Annotated in this window: 19 protein-coding genes; 7 read left to right on the forward strand and 12 right to left on the reverse strand. The window is 65.3% G+C overall.

Annotation, left to right across the window (positions count from 1 at the left end):
* Positions 1-328: 328 nt before the first annotated feature.
* The 4 genes from JEY66_RS30915 to ltnD form a co-directional block, all read right to left on the reverse strand.
* Positions 329-2,020, reverse strand: coding sequence for a methyl-accepting chemotaxis protein (locus JEY66_RS30915; RefSeq protein WP_018270531.1), 1,692 nt, complete (start codon positions 2,018-2,020; stop codon positions 329-331).
* A gap of 169 nt (positions 2,021-2,189) precedes the next feature.
* Positions 2,190-3,479, reverse strand: a complete 1,290-nt coding sequence (otnK, locus tag JEY66_RS30920; RefSeq protein ID WP_018270530.1) for a 3-oxo-tetronate kinase — start codon at positions 3,477-3,479, stop codon at positions 2,190-2,192.
* Positions 3,476-4,258 carry a 2-oxo-tetronate isomerase gene (otnI, locus tag JEY66_RS30925; RefSeq protein ID WP_018270529.1) on the reverse strand — a complete coding sequence of 261 codons (783 nt, stop codon included), beginning with the start codon at positions 4,256-4,258 and terminating at the stop codon, positions 3,476-3,478. The genes otnK and otnI overlap by 4 nt, the downstream gene beginning before the upstream one ends.
* A 12-nt stretch (positions 4,259-4,270) precedes the next feature.
* The gene (gene ltnD, locus JEY66_RS30930; protein ID WP_259171330.1) at positions 4,271-5,200 is read right to left on the reverse strand and encodes an L-threonate dehydrogenase; all 930 of its coding nucleotides are present in this window, start codon (positions 5,198-5,200) and stop codon (positions 4,271-4,273) included.
* A gap of 178 nt (positions 5,201-5,378) precedes the next feature.
* Between ltnD and otnC the strand changes: the two genes are divergently transcribed.
* Both otnC and JEY66_RS30940 read left to right on the forward strand, forming a co-directional pair.
* Positions 5,379-6,035, forward strand: a complete 657-nt coding sequence (otnC, locus tag JEY66_RS30935) for a 3-oxo-tetronate 4-phosphate decarboxylase (protein ID WP_018270527.1) — start codon at positions 5,379-5,381, stop codon at positions 6,033-6,035.
* 33 nt (positions 6,036-6,068) lie between these two features.
* Positions 6,069-6,344, forward strand: a complete 276-nt coding sequence (locus JEY66_RS30940; protein WP_018270526.1) for a hypothetical protein — start codon at positions 6,069-6,071, stop codon at positions 6,342-6,344.
* Positions 6,345-6,429: 85 nt separating this feature from the next.
* On the opposite strand, the gene JEY66_RS30945 is transcribed toward JEY66_RS30940, so the two are convergent.
* From JEY66_RS30945 to JEY66_RS30970, 6 genes are all read right to left on the reverse strand, one after another.
* The gene (locus JEY66_RS30945) at positions 6,430-7,134 is read right to left on the reverse strand and encodes an ABC transporter ATP-binding protein (protein ID WP_018270525.1); all 705 of its coding nucleotides are present in this window, start codon (positions 7,132-7,134) and stop codon (positions 6,430-6,432) included.
* Positions 7,118-7,849, reverse strand: coding sequence for an ABC transporter ATP-binding protein (locus JEY66_RS30950; protein ID WP_016842862.1), 732 nt, complete (start codon positions 7,847-7,849; stop codon positions 7,118-7,120). The genes JEY66_RS30945 and JEY66_RS30950 overlap by 17 nt, the downstream gene beginning before the upstream one ends.
* Positions 7,846-8,823, reverse strand: a complete 978-nt coding sequence (locus JEY66_RS30955; protein WP_016842863.1) for a branched-chain amino acid ABC transporter permease — start codon at positions 8,821-8,823, stop codon at positions 7,846-7,848. The genes JEY66_RS30950 and JEY66_RS30955 overlap by 4 nt, the downstream gene beginning before the upstream one ends.
* A complete protein-coding gene (locus JEY66_RS30960) occupies positions 8,823-9,701 on the reverse strand; it encodes a branched-chain amino acid ABC transporter permease (protein WP_026192487.1) in 879 nt (292 codons plus the stop codon). Before JEY66_RS30960 ends, JEY66_RS30955 begins: the two co-directional genes overlap by 1 nt.
* Before the next feature lie 128 nt (positions 9,702-9,829).
* Positions 9,830-11,077: an ABC transporter substrate-binding protein gene (locus JEY66_RS30965; RefSeq protein ID WP_026192486.1), complete on the reverse strand. Its 1,248-nt coding sequence runs from the start codon at positions 11,075-11,077 to the stop codon at positions 9,830-9,832.
* A gap of 87 nt (positions 11,078-11,164) precedes the next feature.
* The gene (locus JEY66_RS30970) at positions 11,165-11,983 is read right to left on the reverse strand and encodes a putative hydro-lyase (protein WP_026192485.1); all 819 of its coding nucleotides are present in this window, start codon (positions 11,981-11,983) and stop codon (positions 11,165-11,167) included.
* 120 nt (positions 11,984-12,103) lie between these two features.
* Here JEY66_RS30970 and JEY66_RS30975 point away from each other — a divergent pair, with 120 nt between their 5' ends.
* The 3 genes from JEY66_RS30975 to JEY66_RS30985 all read left to right on the forward strand — a co-directional run bounded on the left by JEY66_RS30975 (position 12,104) and on the right by JEY66_RS30985 (position 15,384).
* Positions 12,104-13,021 (forward strand): LysR family transcriptional regulator, encoded by a 918-nt coding sequence (locus tag JEY66_RS30975; RefSeq protein ID WP_016842867.1) that lies wholly within the window; start codon positions 12,104-12,106, stop codon positions 13,019-13,021.
* Between the two features lie 168 nt (positions 13,022-13,189).
* On the forward strand, positions 13,190-14,440 hold the full coding sequence (locus JEY66_RS30980; protein WP_018270522.1) for a Zn-dependent hydrolase: 1,251 nt from the start codon (positions 13,190-13,192) through the stop codon (positions 14,438-14,440).
* Between the two features lie 32 nt (positions 14,441-14,472).
* Positions 14,473-15,384 (forward strand): NAD(P)-dependent oxidoreductase, encoded by a 912-nt coding sequence (locus JEY66_RS30985; RefSeq protein WP_026192484.1) that lies wholly within the window; start codon positions 14,473-14,475, stop codon positions 15,382-15,384.
* A gap of 160 nt (positions 15,385-15,544) precedes the next feature.
* Here the strand turns inward: JEY66_RS30985 and JEY66_RS30990 are convergent, their stop codons facing one another.
* Positions 15,545-16,624 (reverse strand): tartrate dehydrogenase, encoded by a 1,080-nt coding sequence (locus JEY66_RS30990; RefSeq protein WP_018270521.1) that lies wholly within the window; start codon positions 16,622-16,624, stop codon positions 15,545-15,547.
* A 169-nt stretch (positions 16,625-16,793) separates the two neighbouring features.
* On the opposite strand from JEY66_RS30990, the gene JEY66_RS30995 reads away from it, so the two are divergent.
* Positions 16,794-17,570: an SDR family oxidoreductase gene (locus JEY66_RS30995; RefSeq protein WP_018270520.1), complete on the forward strand. Its 777-nt coding sequence runs from the start codon at positions 16,794-16,796 to the stop codon at positions 17,568-17,570.
* A 167-nt stretch (positions 17,571-17,737) separates the two neighbouring features.
* On the opposite strand, the gene JEY66_RS31000 is transcribed toward JEY66_RS30995, so the two are convergent.
* The gene (locus tag JEY66_RS31000) at positions 17,738-18,589 is read right to left on the reverse strand and encodes an alpha/beta hydrolase (RefSeq protein ID WP_018270519.1); all 852 of its coding nucleotides are present in this window, start codon (positions 18,587-18,589) and stop codon (positions 17,738-17,740) included.
* Positions 18,590-18,677: 88 nt separating this feature from the next.
* Here JEY66_RS31000 and JEY66_RS31005 point away from each other — a divergent pair, with 88 nt between their 5' ends.
* Positions 18,678-20,099, forward strand: coding sequence for an amidase (locus JEY66_RS31005; protein ID WP_018270518.1), 1,422 nt, complete (start codon positions 18,678-18,680; stop codon positions 20,097-20,099).
* Positions 20,100-20,120 lie beyond the last annotated feature (21 nt).

The raw sequence follows: 20,120 nt of genomic DNA on the forward strand, positions 1-20,120 counted from the left end.
AAAGCCGTTCCGCAGCGGCCGATTTACCCGATGGCGGGCAAAACGCCAACCCGCGGAGCCGCGGCGGCTTTCACTTCCTCGGCATAGTGCGTGAGGCTGCGCGCTCCGATCGACCCTGCCGGGCACGGTGCCGCCGATCGCGCGCGGATCGTCGTCAAAAAGAGACGGCTCTGCTGCGAATGCGAGCAGGCCGAGGATGCTATTTCGGCTGACGCGAGCTTAACGCATCGCTGCTCTGCGAAAATGTAAAACGTGGTGGGCCGGGTCAGCCCACCACGTCGGCATCGGTTAGGTGAAGGATGGCGGCCGCCCGAGCGGCGGCGCCGGATCAGGCGGCGCGGACCGCGTCGAGGAACTTGCCGACTTCGAGCTTGAGGCGGTTGCTGTCGCCCGACAGCGACTGCGCCGCCGACAGCACCTGGGACGAAGCCGAGCCGGTTTCGTTGGCGCCGTGCTGCACGTCGGTAATGTTGGCCGAGACCTGCTGGGTGCCCTGCGCCGCCTGCTGCACGTTGCGGGAGATTTCCTGCGTCGCCGCGCCCTGCTCTTCGACCGCGGCGGCAATGGTGGACGAGATCTCCGACAGCCGTTCGATGGTCGAGGAGATTTCCTTGATCGCGCCGACCGACTCCTGGGTCGCGGTCTGGATGCCGGCGATCTGCTGGCCGATCTCTCCGGTCGCCTTGGCGGTCTGCTCGGCGAGCGCCTTCACCTCGGACGCCACCACGGCGAAGCCGCGGCCGGCTTCGCCGGCGCGCGCCGCCTCGATCGTCGCGTTCAGCGCCAGCAGATTGGTCTGGCCGGCGATGGTGTTGATCAGCTCGACGACGTCGCCGATCCGCGCGGCCGCCTTCGACAACTCGCTGACGCGATCGTTGGTGGTGCGCGCCTGGACGACTGCATCGCCGGCCATCCGTGCCGACTCCTGCACCTGGCGGCTGATCTCGGTCACCGAAGACGACAGCTCCTCGGTCGCCGACGCCACCGACTGGACATTGGTCGAGGCCTCCTCGGACGCGGCGGCAACCGACGTGGTCAGCTCCTGCGAACGCCGGGCGGTCGATGACAGCGTGCCGGCGGAGGCTTCGAGCTGGGTCGAGGCCGACGACACGGTCTGCACGATTTCGCCGATCATCTGTTCGAAATTGCGGGTGATGGTATCGACCCGGCGGCCGCGCTCGATCTTGGCTTCGGCGTCGGCAGCGGCGGCTTCATCGGCCGCCTTCTTGGCGACCAGGGCTTCCTTGAACACCTGCAGCGTATCGGCCATCGCGCCGATCTCGGTCTTCTCGCCCTGATGCGGGACGTTTGCGGTCAGGTCGCCGCGACCCAGCGCCTGCATCGGCGCCACGATCGAAGCAATGCCCGACGAGACGTCGCGAATCATCAGGAAGCTGACGCCGACGCCGACCAGGATGGCAATGCCGAGCAGGATGGCGACCATCATCAGCGCCGAGCCGTAGTTGCTGGCGGCATCCTGCGCGGCCTTGTCCGCACCGGTGTTGTTGAACTCGATATCCTTGTTCAGGATCTCGTCCGCCTCAAGACCGATCTTGTTCACGACCTTGGAGTTGAGCTCATGCGCCTCATGCGGGAGCTTGCCGGCTTCCTTGCGCGACAGGGCCATCACCTCTTCGGTACCCTTGCGGTACCTGTCCCAGACGTCAGTCCATTGCCGGTAGAGCGCCCGCTCCTCGGGTGAGGTGATCATCGGCTCGTACTTGGCGCGGGCCTTGGTGTTCGCCTCGACGACGCTGGCGAGCGTCTTTTCGACGGCCAGCTTCTCCTCGAGCGTTTCCGAGAGCAGGTGTTCGCGGATCACGTTGCGATAGGTGATCACCCCGGCGCGCAGCTCGCCCAACACGCGCACGCTCGGCAACCAGTTGGTCGTGATGTCGACCGTGCTGGCGTTGATTGCGCGCATATTCCAGACGGCGAGCAAGCCCATGCCGGTCATCGCGACGAGCAGGAATGCAACCACGGCAATGATCTTGGCGCGGATCGAGAATTTGGCGAACATCGTGGGGTCTCTTGATATCGGGCTCGCGAAGCCCGATCGAATGGCTGAGGGCGCGGCGGGACGCCGCCGACATCAAAGCCAGCCCCCCTCCTTAAGTAGGGTTAATTTGGTTCCCCGTTGAACTACTGAGATATCGGTCATCGCCGTGACATGATGCGCAAGGGGCGCATCATGTCATCAGCGCCAGCGCGTCCGAGAAGAACTCCGGCCCGCCGAAATTGCCCGATTTCAAGGCAAGCACCATCTCGCCATTCTTGGCGCCGACTGCGCGCAGAACCGGCACGCCTGCCGCGATTTCCGCGCCGACCAGGAATCCCGGGATGCCCAGGCGATCGACCACGGCGCCTGAAGTTTCACCACCGGCGACCACCAGCCTGTGCACACCCGACTGCACCAGCCCCTCCGCGATGTCGGCCATCGCCTGTTCGATGGCATGCCCGGCTGCATCACGACCATGACGGGATTGCAGAGCTGCCACCTCATCCGGGGTCGAGCTGCTCGCGATCAGGATTGGTCCCGACCCGAGCCGATCCTTCGCCCAGGTGAGCGCGCGTCGCGCCTCGTCCCTGCCGGCGATCACCTGCTCGGGATCGAGGTGCAGAACCGGCATCACCTTCTCGGCGTTGGCGATCTGGCGCAAGGTCGCCTGCGAGCAACTGCCGGCAAGGCACGCTGCCGGGCCACCGACCGGCGTCGCCAGCATCGCATCCGCCGTATCCGGTTTGGCCTTGCTCGCGGCGACCAGCGCCCGCGCCAGACCGAGCCCGATGCCGGAAGCGCCGACCGAAAGACGGTGATCCAGCGCCACCTGCCCGATGGTCTCGAGGTCCCGGTCGAACACCGCATCGACGATGGCGGCGCCGATGCCGCCTTGCGCGAGCTCGGCGAGCTTTGCCCGGACGGCGTCCGCGCCGCGGCTCAGCGTCGCCAGATCGACCAGACCGACCTTGGTCGTGCTTTGCCGCGCCAGCACGCGAACCAGATTGGAATCATGCATCGGGTTGAGCGGGTGGTCCTTCAGCGGGCTCTCGTTCAGCGGCACCGAGCCGACGAACAGATTGCCCTGGTAGACGGTGCGGCCGGTCTCGGGGAACGCCGGCGTCACCAGCACGATGGCATCCCCGGAATCGGCGCGCAGCGCGTCCATCACGGGGCCGATATTGCCGGCATCGGTTGAATCGAAGGTCGAGCAGATCTTGAACAGGATATGTTTGGCGCCGCGGCCGCGCAGCCAGGCCTCCGCCGCACGCGAACGCGTTACGGCGAGGCCGGGCTCGATCGAACGGCTCTTCAGCGACACCACGACAGCGTCGACCTCGGGCAGCGCGAGATCGTCCGCGGGCACGCCGATGGTCTGCACCGTGCGCAGGCCGGCGCGGGTCAGCGTGTTGGCGAGATCGGAGGCGCCGGTATAGTCGTCGGCGATGCAACCGAGAGACAGCTTTCCGGCTGATGTCACGGCTTCACTCCGGCATAGGGCTTGAACCAGGCGAGACCCTCGGTGGTCTTGCCGCGCGGATTGTATTCGCAGCCGACGAAGCCGCCATAGCCGAGCCGGTCGAGCTCGCCGAACAGAAACGGATAGTTTAGCTCCTCGCCATCGGGTTCGTTGCGCGAGGGGATCGACGCGATCTGGATGTGGCCAATGATCGGCATCATCTCGCGCAGCCGCATGGTGACGTCGCCATGAATGATCTGGCAGTGGTAGATGTCGAACTGCAGCTTGAGGTTCGGAATCTTCAGCTCGCTGATCAGGTCGTACGCGAAGTTGAAATCGTTGAGAAAGTAGCCGGGCACGTTGCGCGGATTGATCGGCTCGATCACGACGTCGAGGCCGTGCGGCGCGAAGAACTCCGCGGCGTTCGCGACGGATTTGTAAAAGGCTTCCACTGCGCGTCGATCGCTGCGGTCGGCGATCCCGGCCATCAAATGCACCCGCTTGACGCCGGTCGCCTGCACATAGGGCAGCGCGGTCTTCAGGCTTTGCTGGAGGTCGGCGAAACGGTCGGGCAGCGCGGCAAACCCCTTCTCGCCGGCGTTCCAGTCGCCCGGCGGCAGGTTGAACAGCGCCTGCGTCAGCCCATTGCCCTTCAGCCGCTTGCCGACCTCCTCGGCCGGATGGTCGTAAGGAAACAGGAATTCGACCGCGGTGAAGCCCGCTTTCGCCGCCGCCTCGAAGCGGTCGAGGAACGGGACCTCGTTGAACATCATGGTGAGGTTGGCGGCAAAACGGGGCATTGCAGGATCCTCTTATTTCTCGCCTGGAAGCTTGGTGCCGGTAACCTGCGCATACATCCGCGCCACCGACGCATCGTCGTCGCGGCCCATGCCGGCGGCCGCGGTCATCAGGAACATCTGCAAGGCCGCGGCCGAGACCGGCACCGGGAAGCGTGCATTGCGCGCCATGTCCTGGATGATGCCGAGGTCCTTGACGAAGATCTCCACCGCGCTGCGCGGCGCATAGTCGCCATCGAGCACATGCGGCATGCGGTTCTCGAACATCCAGGAATTTCCGGCGGAGGCGGTGATCACCTCATAGACCTTGCGGATATCGAGGCCTTGCTTGGCGGCAAAGGCGATCGCCTCGGAGGCGGCAGCGATGTGCACGCCGGCCAGCAACTGGTTGATCATCTTGAACGCAGCGCCCTGCCCCGCGGCATCGCCGAGCTCGTAGAGTTTTGCCGCCATCGCATCCAGCGCCGGCCGCGCCTTCGCAAACGCCGCCGCGCTGCCGGACGCGAGAATCGTCAATTCGCCCTGCGCCGCGCGCTGCGCGCCGCCGGAGATCGGGGCGTCAAGATAATGCCGGCCGGTCGCCTCGAGCTGTTTTGCGAGACGCCGCGCAATATCGGGATCCATGGTCGCCGAGGAGATGAAGACCGCGTCCTTCGCCAAGGTCTCGGCGACGCCGTCCTTGCCGAACAGGATCCCTTCAGTCTGCGCGGCATTGACGACGACGCTGACGACGATGTCGGCATCCCGGGCCGCCTCGGCCGGCGACCTGGCGCCCTTGCCGCCGTCGGCGACGAAGCGCGCCACCGCATCGGCCGACACGTCGCAGCCGGTCACCTCGAAACCGGCCCGCCTGAGCGAGGTCGCCATGCCGTATCCCATCGAGCCCAGCCCGATGACGGCGACACGTGATGTTGCGGAACTGGACATGTGGCGATCCCTGAACATTTTTAGTTGTTTGAGCGTGATCTTTTCGGAAAACCGGCTGCCACTTTGCGCCAGCGCGGCCCGCCGGGTCCGGATCATGCTCGTTGCTGCTTGCCTATCACGGCTTGGCCGCGCTGCCAAAGCATGAGACAAAGCGGAAAACGGATAGCGCCAAGGATGGCGCCACGAGCGAAACCGGATGAGCGAAACAAAGCTTCGTGAGGACATCTGCCGCTTCGGCCGCTCGCTGTTCGAGCGCGGCCTGACGCCGGGCTCGTCGGGCAATATCAGCGTCCGGCTCGCGGACGGCGGCTGGCTGGTGACGCCGACCGACGCCTCGCTCGGCTTCCTCGATCCGGCGAAAATGTCACGGCTCGACGGCGACGGCCGGCTCGTCTCCGGCGACGCCCCGACCAAGGAGGTGCCGCTGCACACCGCGCTCTACCAGACGCGCGGCTCCGCCGGCGCCGTGGTGCACCTGCACTCGACCCATTCGGTCGCGCTCTCGATGCTGCCCGAGATCGATCCGCGCGCCGCGCTGCCGCCGATGACGGCCTATTACGTCATGAAGTGCGGCCAGACCGCACTGGTGCCCTATTATCGCCCCGGCGATCCCGCCGTTGCCGACGCGATCCGGGGGCTGGCCGGGAAATATTCATCGGTGCTGCTCGCCAATCATGGGCCCGTCGTGTCGGGCGATACGCTGGAAGCGGCGGTGTTCGCGACCGAGGAGCTCGAGGAAACCGCAAAGCTCTATCTGCTGCTGCGCGGGCTGAACCCGCGCTATTTGTCGCCCGACCAGGTGGCGGATTTGACCAGGACGTTCGGGCTCGTGCTGCCGGATCACCCTCACTAGATCAAGCGGAGGATCGATATGCGGAAGACAGTCATGATGAGGTTCACAGGCTTGGCGTTAGCGGTTCCGTTCGCCGTTGGCCTTGCGGCGTCCGACGCACGGACCGAAGAGACCTTGCAAGGCATGCTGGCAACCCAGCTGCGCGCGCAGGGCTATCCTTGCGACAAGCCGCTCAAGGCCGAACGGGACGACAAGCTCTCCAAGCCCGACAACGAGGCCTGGACGCTGACCTGCAGCAACGCGACCTACCGCGTCAGCCGCGTGCCGGACCTCGCCGCCAAGGTCGAAAAGATCGACGAGGGCAAGTAGGTTGCGTGGGCTGGATCAGTAGCCCGCATGAGCGCAGCGATATGCGGGACGCCCGGACGGTTGCGTGCGTGGAGATATTCCGTCGCTACAGCCCCAGATACGCTTTCCGCACATCCGGATTGCCGCTGATCTCGGCCGCGGTGCCCTGCATCAGCACGCGGCCGGTCTGCAGGATGTAGGCGCGGTCGGCGATCTCCAAGCACTCGGCCATGCGCTGCTCGACGATCAGGACCGTCATGCCGGCGTCGCGGATGCGCTTCACGGCCTGGAAGATCTCGTCGACCAGTTTCGGCATGATGCCCTGCGAGGGCTCGTCGAGCATCAGAAGCCGCGGCCGTGTCATCAGCGCGCGGCCGATCGCGAGCATCTGCTGCTCGCCGCCGGACAAGGTCTCGGCACGCTGGTCGAGCCGTTCGCCAAGTCGCGGGAACAGCTTGAAGACCAGATCGAGCGGCGCGTCGCGGTCGGATTGGCTGCGATAGAGATAGCTGCCGAGCCGCAGATTATCGCGCACCGAGAGCCGCGGAAACAGCCGACGGTTCTCCGGCACGTAAGCGATGCCGCTTGACGTGATGACGTGCTGCGGCTGGCCGTCGATGCGCTTGCCGTCGAAGGTGACGGTCCCTGCGCGCGGCCGCTCGGCGCCGGCGATCGATTTGAGCAGCGTCGACTTGCCCGCACCGTTGGCGCCGGCGACGCAGACGATCTCGCCCTTGGTGACGTCGATCGACACCGAGGAGATCGCGACGAGGCCCTGATAGGCGGTGGTGACTTCACGCACCGACAGCATGACGATCCCCGAGATAGGCAGAAATGACTTCCGGATTGCGGACGACCTCGGTCGGCTTGCCCTCGACCAGCACCTTGCCGAGATTGAGCACGATGGCGCGGTCGACCAGCGGCATCACGATCTCCATGACGTGCTCGACCATCAGCACGGTGATGCCGGCGGCGCGCACCTTGCGCACCAGCTCGACGCCGGTCTGTGCCTCGACCGGCGTCAGTCCGGTGAGGACTTCGTCGAGCAGCAGCAGCTTCGGCTCGGTGGCGAGCGCGCGGGCGACCTCGAGCCGGCGCTTCTCCGACGGCACCAGATCAGCGGCCAGCTTGTCGGCGCGCGCCGCAAGTCCGCAGAACTCCAGCACCTCATAGGCCTTCTGCCGCGCGATGCGCATCTTTGTGTTGCGGATCAGCGCGCCGACGATGACGTTGTCGATCACGGTCATGGTCTCGAAACTCTTGACGACCTGGAAGGTGCGCCCGACGCCGCGCTGGCAGCGTTCCGCCGCCGGCAGCTTGGTCACGTCCTCGCCGTCGAAGATGATCGAGCCCTGGGTCGGCGGCAGCACGCCCGCGATCAGGTTGAACAGCGTCGATTTGCCAGCGCCGTTCGGGCCGATCAGGCCGACAATCTCGCCGCGCCCGACCGAGATCGAGACATCGCTGTTGGCGACGAGGCCGCCGAAGCGCTGCCAGACTCCGCGCGTTTCCAGCAGCGCCGTCATCGTGCGGCTCCCTTGCGCAGGGAGAACACGCTGACCAGGCCGCGCGGCAGCGCCAGCGAGATCACGACAATCAGCGTGCCGTAGACGATGAGGTCGACGCCGCGCCCGGAGCCGCCGATGAACGAGCGCGTCAGCTCGGTGAGCGGGATCAGGATGACCGCGCCCAGTACCGGGCCCCACAAGGTGCCGATGCCGCCAAGCACCGCGGGCAGCGCCATCAGCAGCGAGAACTGGAAGCCCATCACGCTCTCAGGATCGATGTAGGAGACGAACTGGGCGTAGAAGCTGCCGCCGACCGCAACCAGGAAGGCCGAGACCGCCGCCGCGCCCATCTTGGAATTGAACACGACCACGCCGAGGCTTTCGGCCGCGTCCGGATTGTCCTTCACCGCGCGCCACCAATAGCCCCATTTGGAATCCTCCAGCCACCAGGTGACGAACCAGGCGATGCAGGCCAGCGCCAGCGCGAAATAGAAATATGGCAGCTTCGAGCGCGTGAACTGGAATTTCAGCCAGCTGTCGCCGCGCACCGGGATGTCGATGCCGAGCGCCGCGCCGGCCCAATCCCAGTTCTGGATCAACAGCAGCGCGATCTCGGCGATCACGATGGTCGCGATCACGAAATAGTGCCCGCGCAGGCGGAAGCAGGGATAGCCGAGCGCCATCGCGATCAAGGCGGAGATCGCCCCGCCCGCCAGCATGCCGAACCACGGCAGCACGCCGAACTTGGTGAACAGCAGCGCGGTGGTGTAGGCGCCGAGCCCGAAATACAGCGCGTGGCCGAGCGAGATCTGCCCGCAATAGCCGGACAGGATGTTCCAGCTCTGCGACAGCGCCGCATACATCAGCGTCAGCACCATGATGTTCTGGACGTAGACGTCCTTGACGAACAGCGGCACCAGCGCGGCGATCACCGCGAGGCAGGCCGCCACGATCAGGTCACGCCTGCGGCGTTGGGCGAACTGGGTGTCCATCACATCGATCCGAACAGGCCACGCGGGCGGATGAAGACGACCAGCAGGTAAACGGCATAGATGCCGACCGATTTCAGCGACGGCGGCAGAATCAGCGCGGTGGTCGCCTCCACCAGGCCGACGATGATGCCACCGGCAAAGGCGCCGAACACGCTGCCGAAGCCGCCGAGCGCCACGGTGACGTAGGCGATCAGGGCGAACGACGCGCCGACATCGGGATAGACGTAGAAGAAGATCGCCATGATGGCGCCGGCGAGGCCGACCAGCGCAGCACCAAGGCCCCAGCCGAGCGCGAACACCCGGTTTTTGTCGATGCCGACCAGCGCCACCGCGCCGGCATCCTCGCGCGTCGCCTCGAGCGCGCGGCCGAAATCGGTGCGATTGATGAAGAAGTAGAGCGCGACGAAGGCCGCGATCGACAGCATCGCGCCGATCAGCTGCGGCTCCGGCAGATAGATGCCGGCGATCGACACCGTCTTGCCGCCGACCCAGGAGTTGGTGACGCTGCGGTAGTCGGGCGTGAAGAAGAACTGGGCGAGGCCCCGCATCACGATCGCCAGGCCGAAGGTCGAGAAGATCTGCACCATGCCGGCATTGGCCTTGGCGCGCATCGCGAAGCGGACGATCAACAGATAGACCACCGCGCCGAACACGAACAGCGCCGCGGCGACCAGCGGCGCCGAGAGCAAGGGATCGATCGCGAAGAACGCGAACAGGAAGAAGGTCGCGTACATCGCGATCATCAGGAATTCGCCGTGCGCGAAATTCACGACGTCCATCAATCCGAAGATCAATGCGAGGCCTGCGGCGATCAGTCCGTAGAGCAGGCCCATCAACAGGCCGCTCGCCAAACTCTGGATAATGGTCTCGGCTGTCACCGCCGTCTGTCCCCTCTAGAGCGTTTTCGAGCGAAGTGGATACCGGTTCGCGCTAGGAAAACGCGTCGCAACAAGAATCCGGGGCTCCGTTCCGGTACAATCGGAACGGAGCTCCGGCGCCCGACCGATCAGCTGTTCATCGGCCAGATCGCCTCGGAGACGGCGGCCTGTTCCGGGAAGATCGTCACGAAGTTCTTCGCGGAGTACTGCAACAGCACCGGATCTGCGAAGTTGTTCTGCCCCATCTCGTCGAACTTGACGCGCCGCCACGGCATGATGGTCTGATCGCCCGGCATGTCGGTGGCGACCAGCGCCTCGCGGATCTTCTCGCCGTCGGTCGACTTGGCGCGATTGATGGCGTCCGCCATCACGATCAGGCCCATGAATTGGCGCGACGAATAGTCGTTGAAGTCCTTGCCGGACTTGGCACGGTACATCTCGTTGATCAGACCGACCATCGGACGCTTCTGCGCCAGGTCGAGCGAGAAGCTGCCGCGCGAGATCACGCCCTCGAGCTTGTCGCCGACCGCGTCATAAGTCGCCTTCTCGGAGAAGCCGGCGTCCTGCGCCATGATGTTCTTCGGCTTGTAGCCGAGCTCGGCCATGGTCTTGACCAGGAGGATCGCGTCGGTGGTGTAGCTCGACGGCATCAGCACGTCGGCATTCGCCGCCTTGAGCTGCTGCACCTCGGCGGTCAGCGACGGCGAGTTGGCGCGGTACTTGATGTCGGCCACGATCTTGTAGCCGCGCTCGCCGGCGAGCTTGGTCTGCGCGTTCGCCGAATCGGTGCCGAAGATGGTGTCCTCGTGGAACAGCGCCAGCGTTTCGATCTTCTGGCCCTTCTTCTTCATCGCATCGAAGAAATCGAACATCGCGGTCGAGAACATCTCGTCATGCGGCGAGGCGCGGAAATAGTATTTCAGGCCGCGGCGATGCAGGCTCGGCGAGGAATTGTCGGCCGAGAGGAACGGAACGCCGTAGCGCTCGCAGATCTGGCTGACGGTGACGGCGACCGCGCTCTGATAGGTGCCGATCACGGCGCAGACCTTCTCCTGCGTGATCAGGCGCTCGGCTTCGGCGCGGCCCTTCTGCGGATCGGCCTGGTGGTCGGCGAACACGAGCTTGACCTTGGCGCCGCCCAGGCCGGACAGGCCCTCGCCCTTGGCGAGCGGCAGCGCGAAATCATAGTTCTTGTTGATGATGTCTGCCGCGGTCTCGAACGCGCGCTGCGCGTCGACGCCGATCTGGGCGCTGGCGCCCGAGAGCGGATAGATCACGCCGATTGCCACTTCACTGGCCTGCGCGCGCGCGGCCATCGGACCGAGCGCCGCGGCGGCAGTGGCACCCAGCAACACGTTACGGCGAGAGATCGTCATCGAAATTTCCCCTTGGTCAGCTTGTTATTATCGATGTGACGCTTGTAGCGCGCAGTAAAGCCTCAATGAATTGCACGAATTGCCTATTCAGAGCACAGCGAGCTGCTTGTTCCTGAGATCGGTCACCAGCATCAGGCCCGGCGAATGCGTGATCGCGAACGGCAGCTTCGCGCTTGCGATCACCGATTGCGGCGTGACGCCACAGGCCCAGAACACCGGGATCTCGTCATCGGCGACCGGTACCGCATCGCCGTAATCGGGCTTGGCGATATCCTTGATGCCGATCGCATGCGGATGGCCGAGATGGACCGGCGCGCCATGCACGGACGGAAAGCGCGAGGTGATCTGCACCGCGCGGATCGCATCCGCCGGCTTGAACGGGCGCATCGACACCACCATGGGTCCCGCGAACGGCGCCGACGGGCTGCAGGCGATATTGGTCCGGTACATTGGCACACGCAGATTGCGTTCAATGTGACGGATCGGCAGGCCCTCATCCAGCAGCGCCTCTTCAAACGAGTAGGAGCAGCCGAGCACGAAGGTGACGAGATCGTCGCGCCAGTATTTGGTGATGTCGGTCGGCTCGTCCGCCACCTCGCCGTCGCGCCAGACCCGGTAGCGCGGCACGTCGGTGCGGATGTCGAGGTCGAGGCCGAGCGCCGGAATGCGGGGGTCGCCGACATCGGACATGCCGATGATCGGGCACGGCTTCGGATTGAGCTGGCAGAAGCGGTGGAAGGCGCCGGCGAGCTTTTCCGGCAGGATCGCGAGATTGCCCTGGACGAAACCATTGGCGAGGCCGGCCGTGGTGGCCGAGGCCACGCCGTCACGGCAGGCGCGGCGCGCTTCGACGCTCGCCGGCACCGGCTCCCCCTGAGATCGCTGCACTGCCGCAAAAACAGTCATGGGATTCTCCTGCCCATAATCTCGACAAGGACAAACCAACACCAAGCGTGGTATAATGTCTAATCGTCCTTTCTAATCAAAATCGATAAAACAGATTTATCGATCGGGAAAATACTTCCAATGACGGACTTCCGCTCGATCGAGACATTCCTTTGGGTCGTCAAGCTCGGCAGCTTCCGCGGCGCCGCCCAGCGGCTCAACACCACCCAGCCGGCGATCTCCCAGCGCATTGCCCAGCTCGAGCGCGAAATGGGCGTCAAGCTGCTCAACCGCGACCACCGGGTGGCCTCGCCGACCCCGAGCGGGCGGCTGATGATGATCTATGCCGAGAAGCTGATCGGCCTGCGTTCGGAGATGATGGCCGAGGTCGGCGACCGTTCCGCGATGCGCGGCGCGCTGCGGCTCGGTGTCGCGGAGACCATCGTGCACACCTGGCTGCCGCGCCTCGTCAAGAGCGTCAACGAGGTCTACCCGAACCTGTCGCTGGAGATCGAGGTCGACATCACGCCCAATCTGACGCAGCGGCTGCTGGCGCAGGAGATCGAGCTCGCCTTCGTGCTCGGACCGGTCTCGGCCTCCGGCGCGCACAACCATGTGCTGTGCGATTACCCGATCGGTTTCCTGGCGAGCCCGGCGCTCGGCCTCGGCGACGGCCCGGTGGCGCGGCAGGACCTGGCGCGGTTTCCGATCATCACCTTTCCGCGCAAGACCCAGCCCTACGAAACCGTGCGCGCGCTGTTCAACGCCCCCGATCTGCCGCCGATCCGGCTGCACGCCTCGACCTCGCTCGCGACCGTGATCCACATGGCCAATGAAGGGCTTGGCATCGCGGTGATCCCGGCGGCGATCGTCGAGAACGAGCTTGCCGACGGGCGGCTGCAACTGCTCGACACCGACCTCAAGCTGCCGCCCCTCACCTTCACCGCGAGCTGGCTCGCCTCGCCCGATGCGGTCGCCATCGAGCGCGTCGCCAATCTCGCCAGGCAGATCGCGCAGGCGAGCGTGGCGGTTGACGGCGCGAGAGTGGCGCGTCATTGAACGATTGCCGGATAATCGAACGTCATTCCGGGATGGTCCGAAGGACCAGACCTCAGGTGCGCAACCGCGCACCGGGGAATCTCGAGATTCCATAATGCGCAATTGCGCATTAGGGTTCGATGCTGACGCATCGCCCCGGAATGACGAAAATAAAAATGGACTGACGACATGAGCCGAGCCGCCACCAACCTGCAGATCGATTCCGCCCGCCTCTGGGGCACCATCCACGAAACCGCGCAGTTCGGTGCAACGCCCAAGGGCGGCGTGCGGCGGCTGACCCTGAGCGCCGAAGACAAGCAGGTGCGCGACTGGTTCCGCAAGGCGTGCGAGGACGCGGGCCTCGAGGTGCAGGTCGACGCGCTGGGCTCGATGTTCGGCTTAAGGAAAGGACGGGACATGTCGAAGCCGCCGATCGGCGTCGGCTCGCATCTCGACACCCAGCCGACCGGTGGCAAATATGACGGCGTGCTCGGCACGCTGGCGGCGCTCGAAATGGTGCGTACGCTGAACGATGCCGGCATCGAGACCGAGCTGCCGATCTGCATCTGCAACTGGACCAATGAAGAAGGCTCGCGCTTTGCGCCGGCGATGATGGCCTCCGCCGCCTATGTCGGCGACTTCACCACCGACGACATCCTGTCGCGCAAGGACGCCGAAGGCGTCACGGTGGCGCAGGCGCTGGACACGATCGGTTATCGCGGCGACGCCCCGGTCGGCCGCCAGAAGTTCACCAGCTTCGTCGAGCTGCATATCGAGCAGGGTCCGATCCTGGAGGCCGAGAACAAGACCATCGGCGTGGTCGATTCCGGCCAGGGCGTGTTGTGGTACGACGGCAAGATCACCGGCTTCGAGAGCCACGCCGGCTCGACCCCGATGCCGCTGCGCCGCGATGCGCTGGCGACGCTGTCCGAGATCGTGCTGGCGATGGAGAGCATCGCGAAGAAGCACGGCCCGAAGGCAGTCGGCACCATCGGCGAGGCCGTGATCGCCGCGCCCTCGCGCAACGTCATCCCCGGCGAGATCGCCTTCACGGTGGATTGCCGCAGCGCCGACGCCGCGATCATGGATGCGCTGGATCGCGACCTGCGTGCCGCCGTGAGCGAGATCGCAGCAAAGCGCAAGGTCGAGGTGCAGCTTGATCTCGTCTGGCGCAAGGCGCCGACGCATTTCGATCCCAAACTGGTCGACGCGGTGGAGAATGCGGCGAAACAGCTCGGCTATTCGCACCGCCGCATCACCTCGGGCGCCGGCCACGATGCCTGCAACCTCAACACGGTGATGCCGGCAGCAATGGTGTTCGTGCCCTGCAAGGACGGCATCAGCCATAATGAGCTGGAAGACGCCAAGCAGACCGATTGCGCCGCCGGCGCCAACGTCCTGATGCATACGGTGCTGGCGCTCGCCGGCGTCGCGTCCTGATCATCATTTCTCCTCATCGGATGGAGGCTTTCGTGCGCGCAGTGTTTGTCGACGCCAATGAATCGCTCGCTGTCATCACCGAGCGCCTGGAAAAATCAGGCGATCCCAGGATGCGGATCAACCGCAACCCGGACATCAAGTCCGAGGACTATCCGGCGGTGCTCGACGGCGCCGAGATCGCGGTGGTCGACCACACCGCGCTGCCGACCGAGATTGCGAAAAAGTGCGCCGGCCTGAAGCACGTCGTGTTCCTCGGCACCGGCGCGCGCAGCTACATGAACCCGGAAGAGCTCGCCGAGCTCGGCATTTCCGTGCACCTGATCAAGGGCTATGGCGACACCGCGGTCGCGGAATCGGCGATCGCGCTGATGTGGTCGTCGGCGCGCGTGATCGCGCAGATGGACCGCGAGATGCGCGCCGGCAACTGGCTGCGCGAGGACGGCATGCAGCTCACCGGCAAGACGCTCGGCCTCGTCGGCTTCGGCGGCATCGCTGCCGAGGTCGCCCGCATCGCGCTCGGCAGCGGCATGAAGGTGATCGCCTGGAACCGGTCGCCCAGGAGCCATCCCGGCGTCGAATTCGTCGAGCTCGACACCGTGCTGGCCAACAGCGACGTGGTCTCGATCCACCTGCTGCTGAACGACGAGACCCGCGGCCTGATCACGCGCGACAAGATCGCGAAGATGAAAAAGGGCGTGGTGCTGATCAACACCGCGCGCGGCGCGATCGTCGACGAGCAGGCGATGATCGATGCGCTCAATTCGGGCCACATCCGCCACGCCGGCCTCGATGTCTACAACATCGAGCCGCTGCCGAAGGATCACCCGCTGACCAAGATCCCGAACGTGACGCTGTCGGCGCACTCCGCCTTCCGCACGCCCGAGGCGAGCGAGAATTTGATCCACGCGGCGTGGGAGCATTGCCGCAGGATCGTGAAGGGGTAATCTCCACTGTCGTCCCGGCCAAGCGAAGCGCGAGCCGGGACCCATAACCACCGAAGGTCATTGTTGCATAACGCTGGAGCCACAGCTCGCTTCGACAACGAACGTCTGTGGTTATGGGTCCCTGCTTTCGCAGGGACGACGATGTGGCTGACAGCGTAGCCTAATCCACCATCTCCGCGACCGCCTTGCCGCACGCCGTGGTGTCGGCATTGCCGCCGAGGTCGCGCGTGCGCAGCGTGCGTTCGCCGAGCGTGCGCTCGATCGCGCCGACGATGGCGCTAGCTGCCTGCTTCTCGCCGAGATGCTCCAGCATCATCGCGCCCGACCAGATCATGCCGATCGGGTTGGCAATGCCCTGCCCGGCGATGTCAGGCGCCGAGCCGTGCACCGGCTCGAACACAGAGGGGAAATCGCCTTCCGGATTGATGTTGCCCGACGGCGCGATGCCGATCGTGCCGGTGCAGGCCGGGCCGAGATCGGAAAGAATGTCCCCGAACAAATTGGAGCCGACCACGACGTCGAACCAGTCCGGATGCAGCACGAAATTCGCGGTCAGGATGTCGATGTGGTACTTGTCCCACTTCACGCCCGGATATTTCTTGGCCATCGCCTCCACGCGCTCGTCCCAGTAGGGCATGGTGATGGAGATGCCATTCGACTTGGTCGCCGAGGTCAAATGCTTCTTCGGCCGCGACTGCGCCAGATCGAACGCGAATTTCAGGATGCGGTCGACGCCGGTGCGGGTCATCACGGTCTGCTGGGTGACGAATTCGCGGTCGGTGTCCGGGAACATGCGGCCGCCGACGGAAGAATATTCGCCCTCGGTATTCTCGCGCACCACCCAGAAATCGATGTCGCCGGGCTTGCGGTTCGCCAGCGGCGACGGCACGCCGGGCATCAGCCGCACCGGGCGCAGGTTGACGTACTGGTCGAACTCGCGGCGGAACTTGATCAGCGAGCCCCACAGCGAGATGTGATCCGGGATCTTGGCCGGCCAGCCGACCGCGCCGAAATAGATCGCGTCATGCTTGCCGATCTTGTCCTTCCAGTCGGCCGGCATCATCTCGCCGTGCTTCTCGTAATAGTCGTAGGAGGCGAAGCCGAAATGGTCGAACTTCACGTCGACGCCGTGCTTCTTCGCCGCCGCCTCGATAACGCGCAGGCCCTCCGGCATCACTTCCTTGCCGATGCCGTCACCGGGAATGACCGCAATCCGATACTGCTTCTTTGCACTGCTCATCGAGAACACCCTTGTGATTTGCCCGGCCGGCAATGCCGCCTATTCTGATGGTCCTGCAATGGACCAAACTTCGCGCGAGCGCAACGCTGCAGTGCAGTGTTGACCGCGGCGCGACCCTGCCCCACCAAATTCGCCGACACCCCACTCCTCATACCAAGCGAGACATCCCATGGATCTGCATCTGCGCGGCAAGCGTGTCCTGATCACCGGCGCCTCCAAGGGCATTGGCGCGGCCGCCGCCGAAGCCTTTGCCGAGGAAGGCGCCAATCTGCTGCTCGCCGCCCGCAACGGCGAGCAATTGAAGGAACTGGCCGAGCGGCTCCGTTCGGCGCATCAGATCGACGCGGCGATCAGCGTGGTCGACCTGCGCAAATCCGAAGATCTGGCGCGATTGGCAAGAGAAGCCGCCGACATCGACATCCTCGTCAACAATGCCGGCGACATCCCGGGCGGCTCGATCGACAAGATCGACGAGGCGACATGGCGGCACGCCTGGGAGCTCAAGGTGTTCGGCTATGTCAACCTGACGCGCGCAGTCTATGCCCAGATGAAGGCACGCGGTGGCGGCGTGATCGTCAACGACATCGGCGCAGCCGGCGAGAAGTTCGACGCCAACTACGTCTGCGGCAGCGCCGGCAATGCGGCGCTGATGGCGTTCACCCGCGCGCTCGGCGGCAAGAGCCTCGCCGACAATATCCGCGTCGTCGGCATCAATCCCGGCCCTGTCGGTACCGACCGCCACGTCACGCTGCTCAAGACCCGTGCCAAAAACCAGTTCGGTGACGAGAACCGCTACAAGGAGTTCCAGAAAGGTCTGCCGCTCGGCCGCCCCGCACATGCGCGCGAGATCGGCGACCTGATGGCGTTCCTGGCGTCCGACCGCGCCGGCTATACGTCCGGCGTGATCTACACCGTGGATGGCGGGCTGACGTCGGGGTGGGGATGACGTCACCGCTTGCCGCGACGTCATCCTGAGGAGCCGCGAAGCGGCGTCTCGAAGGATGGGCCACGGCCACGGGCTACGTCATCCTTCGAGGCTCGCCCAGCGGCGCAATTGCGCCGCAAGGCTCGCGCCTCCAGCGACAAAGGCGAAGCCTTTGCGCGGGGATGACGTCAACCAACCGTCCGCTCGAACAACTGCCGGATCAGCGTCGTGATGCGGCCCTGCGGCGCCAGCATCTGGTTCATGATGGAGAAATGATCGGCGCCGGCGATCTCCTCATAGGTCACCGGCAAGCCGTAACGGGCGCGATGGCCGGCGAAATCGGCGGTCTGCTTGCGCAGCAGCGGCAATTCGGCGCTGCCGACCACAAGCGACAGCGGCTTTGCCGTACCGCCTTCCGCCATCATCGGCGAGTTGCGCCGCGACGCCGCTTCGTCGAGCTTGAGCTTTTCGTTGAGGTAGGAATGCCTGATCGGCTCGAGGTCGTAGATTCCCGAGATCGCCATGCCGGCCCGGACATGGGCGTTCGACAGCGCCATCGATGTCAGATGTCCGCCGGCCGACCAGCCCGACACCACGATGCCCTCGGCAGCGGCTCCGAGCGCGGGCAACTGCCCGGCCAGAAAGTCGATGCCAGCATGGATCTCGGCGACGATGTCATCGAGCGTCGCATCGGGCGCCAGCGTATAGCCGATCAGCGCGACATTGATGCCATGGGCCATCGGCCCCTCGGCGAAGATCGTGAACACTTCCTTGGCACGGGTCTGCCAGTAGCCGCCGTGGATGAACAGCAGCGTCGGCGCGCCGTCGCGTGCCTTCAGGAAATCGATCCGGTTGCGCTCACGCGGGCCATATCGGAGGTCGAGATGTTGCGCGTGCTTCTGCCGCAATGCCGCCGAGCGCTGCTCCCATCCCGCAGCAATCTCGGCGCTGCCCTTGACGGCAACGCCGTTGTTCAGACCGAGATCGCGCTCCTCTTGGCTCATTGCGCGCCAGTCCAGCGCGGAAAACAACGCTGCCATCCCCACCCCCTCCGTTCACGTCGCATTGCCACGACGGCAGGAAATGTTCTACAGCACAAGCAAACAGAAGGCATAGGAGCAACGGCGCATGGCTGATCAGGGCTTGGTGAAGGAAACGGCGTGTGCCGTCGTCGAGAAGCTGAAGGCCGGTGACGTCACGCCGCTCGATCTGCTCGACGTGCTGGAGACGCGCATCGCCGAGGTGGACGGCAAGGTCAACGCACTGCCGACGCTCTGCTTCGACCGCGCCCGCACCCACGCCAAGGCCCTGATGCAGAAACCTGTCAGCGAGCGCGGCCTGCTCGCGGGCCTTCCCGTTCCAATCAAGGATCTCACTGCCGTCGCCGGCGTGCTGACCACGCAGGGCTCGCCGATCTTCAAGGACAACATCCCGGCGAAGTCGGACATCCTGGTCGAGCGCCTCGAACAGAATGGTGGCGTGATCTACGCCAAGTCGAACACGCCGGAATTCGGCGCCGGCGCCAACACCTTCAACGAGGTGTTCGGTCCGACCCGCAATCCCTGGGACACGTCGCGCTCGGCCGCCGGCTCCTCCGGCGGCGCCGCGGCGGCGCTGGCGAGCGGCACCGCGTGGCTCGCGCACGGCTCCGACATGGGCGGCAGCCTGCGCAACCCGGCGAGCTTCTGCGGCATCGTGGGCCTGCGGCCGTCGATCGGCCGCGTCGCGCACACGCCGAAATTCGGTGTCGACCGTACCCTCGGGGTGCAGGGACCGATGGCGCGCAATGTCGAGGACCTCGCGCTGCTGCTCGACGCGATGAGCGGCGAGCACGCCGCCGATCCGCTGTCGCTGCCCGCACTGCCGACGTCGTTCCTGTCCGCAGCCCGCTCCGGCAGCAAGCCGAAACGCATCGCCTATTCGCCCGATCTCGGCATCACGCCGGTCGATCCCGAAGTCAAGGCGGTGACCCGCAAGGCGGCGGAGCGGTTTGCGGAAGCCGGTGCGATCGTCGAGGAGGCGCATCCCGATCTGCGCGAAGCCCATGAATGCTTCCACGTGTTGCGCGCGTTCGATTTCGCGATCAGCAAGGCCGAATTGCTGCGAACCAAGCGCGATTTGCTGAAGCCCGAGGTGATCTGGAACATCGAGGAAGGGTTGAAGCTCACGGTCGAGAAGCTCGAACGCGCCGAGGCGCAGCGCGTCGCGATGACGGCGCGCGCGCTCGAATTCTTCGACAAGTACGACCTGCTGCTGGCGCCCGCGACCATCGTGGCGCCGTTCCCGGTCGAGAACCGCTATGTCGCCGAGTGCGACGGCAAGAAGTTCGACAATTACGTCGAATGGCTCGGCATCGTCTACGCGATCACGCTGGCCTGCTGTCCGGCGCTCTCGCTGCCCTGCGGCTTCACCGCCTCGGGCCTGCCGGTCGGCCTGCAGATGGTCGCCAAGCCGCGTGCCGAAGCGCAGCTGCTGGCCGGCGCGAAAGTGCTGGAGGACATTCTGGGCGTGCGCGGCACCACGCCGATCGATCCGCGTCCGCCGAGGTAGAGGGCCGCTCCCTCATGGTGA

Source organism: Bradyrhizobium elkanii USDA 76, assembly GCF_023278185.1.
Lineage (GTDB): Bacteria > Pseudomonadota > Alphaproteobacteria > Rhizobiales > Xanthobacteraceae > Bradyrhizobium > Bradyrhizobium elkanii.

What these genes read in the sequence shown, in the direction of transcription:
- JEY66_RS30915 (WP_018270531.1), bottom strand. Translation starts at nt 2,020, where the DNA reads ATGTTCGCCAAATTCTCGATCCGCGCCAAGATCATTGCCGTGGTTGCA.
- otnI (WP_018270529.1), bottom strand. Translation starts at nt 4,258, where the DNA reads ATGCCCCGTTTTGCCGCCAACCTCACCATGATGTTCAACGAGGTCCCG.
- ltnD (WP_259171330.1), bottom strand. Translation starts at nt 5,200, where the DNA reads ATGTTCAGGGATCGCCACATGTCCAGTTCCGCAACATCACGTGTCGCC.
- otnC (WP_018270527.1), top strand. Translation starts at nt 5,379, where the DNA reads ATGAGCGAAACAAAGCTTCGTGAGGACATCTGCCGCTTCGGCCGCTCG.
- JEY66_RS30940 (WP_018270526.1), top strand. Translation starts at nt 6,069, where the DNA reads ATGATGAGGTTCACAGGCTTGGCGTTAGCGGTTCCGTTCGCCGTTGGC.
- JEY66_RS30945 (WP_018270525.1), bottom strand. Translation starts at nt 7,134, where the DNA reads ATGCTGTCGGTGCGTGAAGTCACCACCGCCTATCAGGGCCTCGTCGCG.
- JEY66_RS30950 (WP_016842862.1), bottom strand. Translation starts at nt 7,849, where the DNA reads ATGACGGCGCTGCTGGAAACGCGCGGAGTCTGGCAGCGCTTCGGCGGC.
- JEY66_RS30955 (WP_016842863.1), bottom strand. Translation starts at nt 8,823, where the DNA reads ATGGACACCCAGTTCGCCCAACGCCGCAGGCGTGACCTGATCGTGGCG.
- JEY66_RS30965 (WP_026192486.1), bottom strand. Translation starts at nt 11,077, where the DNA reads ATGACGATCTCTCGCCGTAACGTGTTGCTGGGTGCCACTGCCGCCGCG.
- JEY66_RS30970 (WP_026192485.1), bottom strand. Translation starts at nt 11,983, where the DNA reads ATGACTGTTTTTGCGGCAGTGCAGCGATCTCAGGGGGAGCCGGTGCCG.
- JEY66_RS30975 (WP_016842867.1), top strand. Translation starts at nt 12,104, where the DNA reads ATGACGGACTTCCGCTCGATCGAGACATTCCTTTGGGTCGTCAAGCTC.
- JEY66_RS30980 (WP_018270522.1), top strand. Translation starts at nt 13,190, where the DNA reads ATGAGCCGAGCCGCCACCAACCTGCAGATCGATTCCGCCCGCCTCTGG.
- JEY66_RS30990 (WP_018270521.1), bottom strand. Translation starts at nt 16,624, where the DNA reads ATGAGCAGTGCAAAGAAGCAGTATCGGATTGCGGTCATTCCCGGTGAC.
- JEY66_RS30995 (WP_018270520.1), top strand. Translation starts at nt 16,794, where the DNA reads ATGGATCTGCATCTGCGCGGCAAGCGTGTCCTGATCACCGGCGCCTCC.
- JEY66_RS31000 (WP_018270519.1), bottom strand. Translation starts at nt 18,589, where the DNA reads ATGGCAGCGTTGTTTTCCGCGCTGGACTGGCGCGCAATGAGCCAAGAG.
- JEY66_RS31005 (WP_018270518.1), top strand. Translation starts at nt 18,678, where the DNA reads ATGGCTGATCAGGGCTTGGTGAAGGAAACGGCGTGTGCCGTCGTCGAG.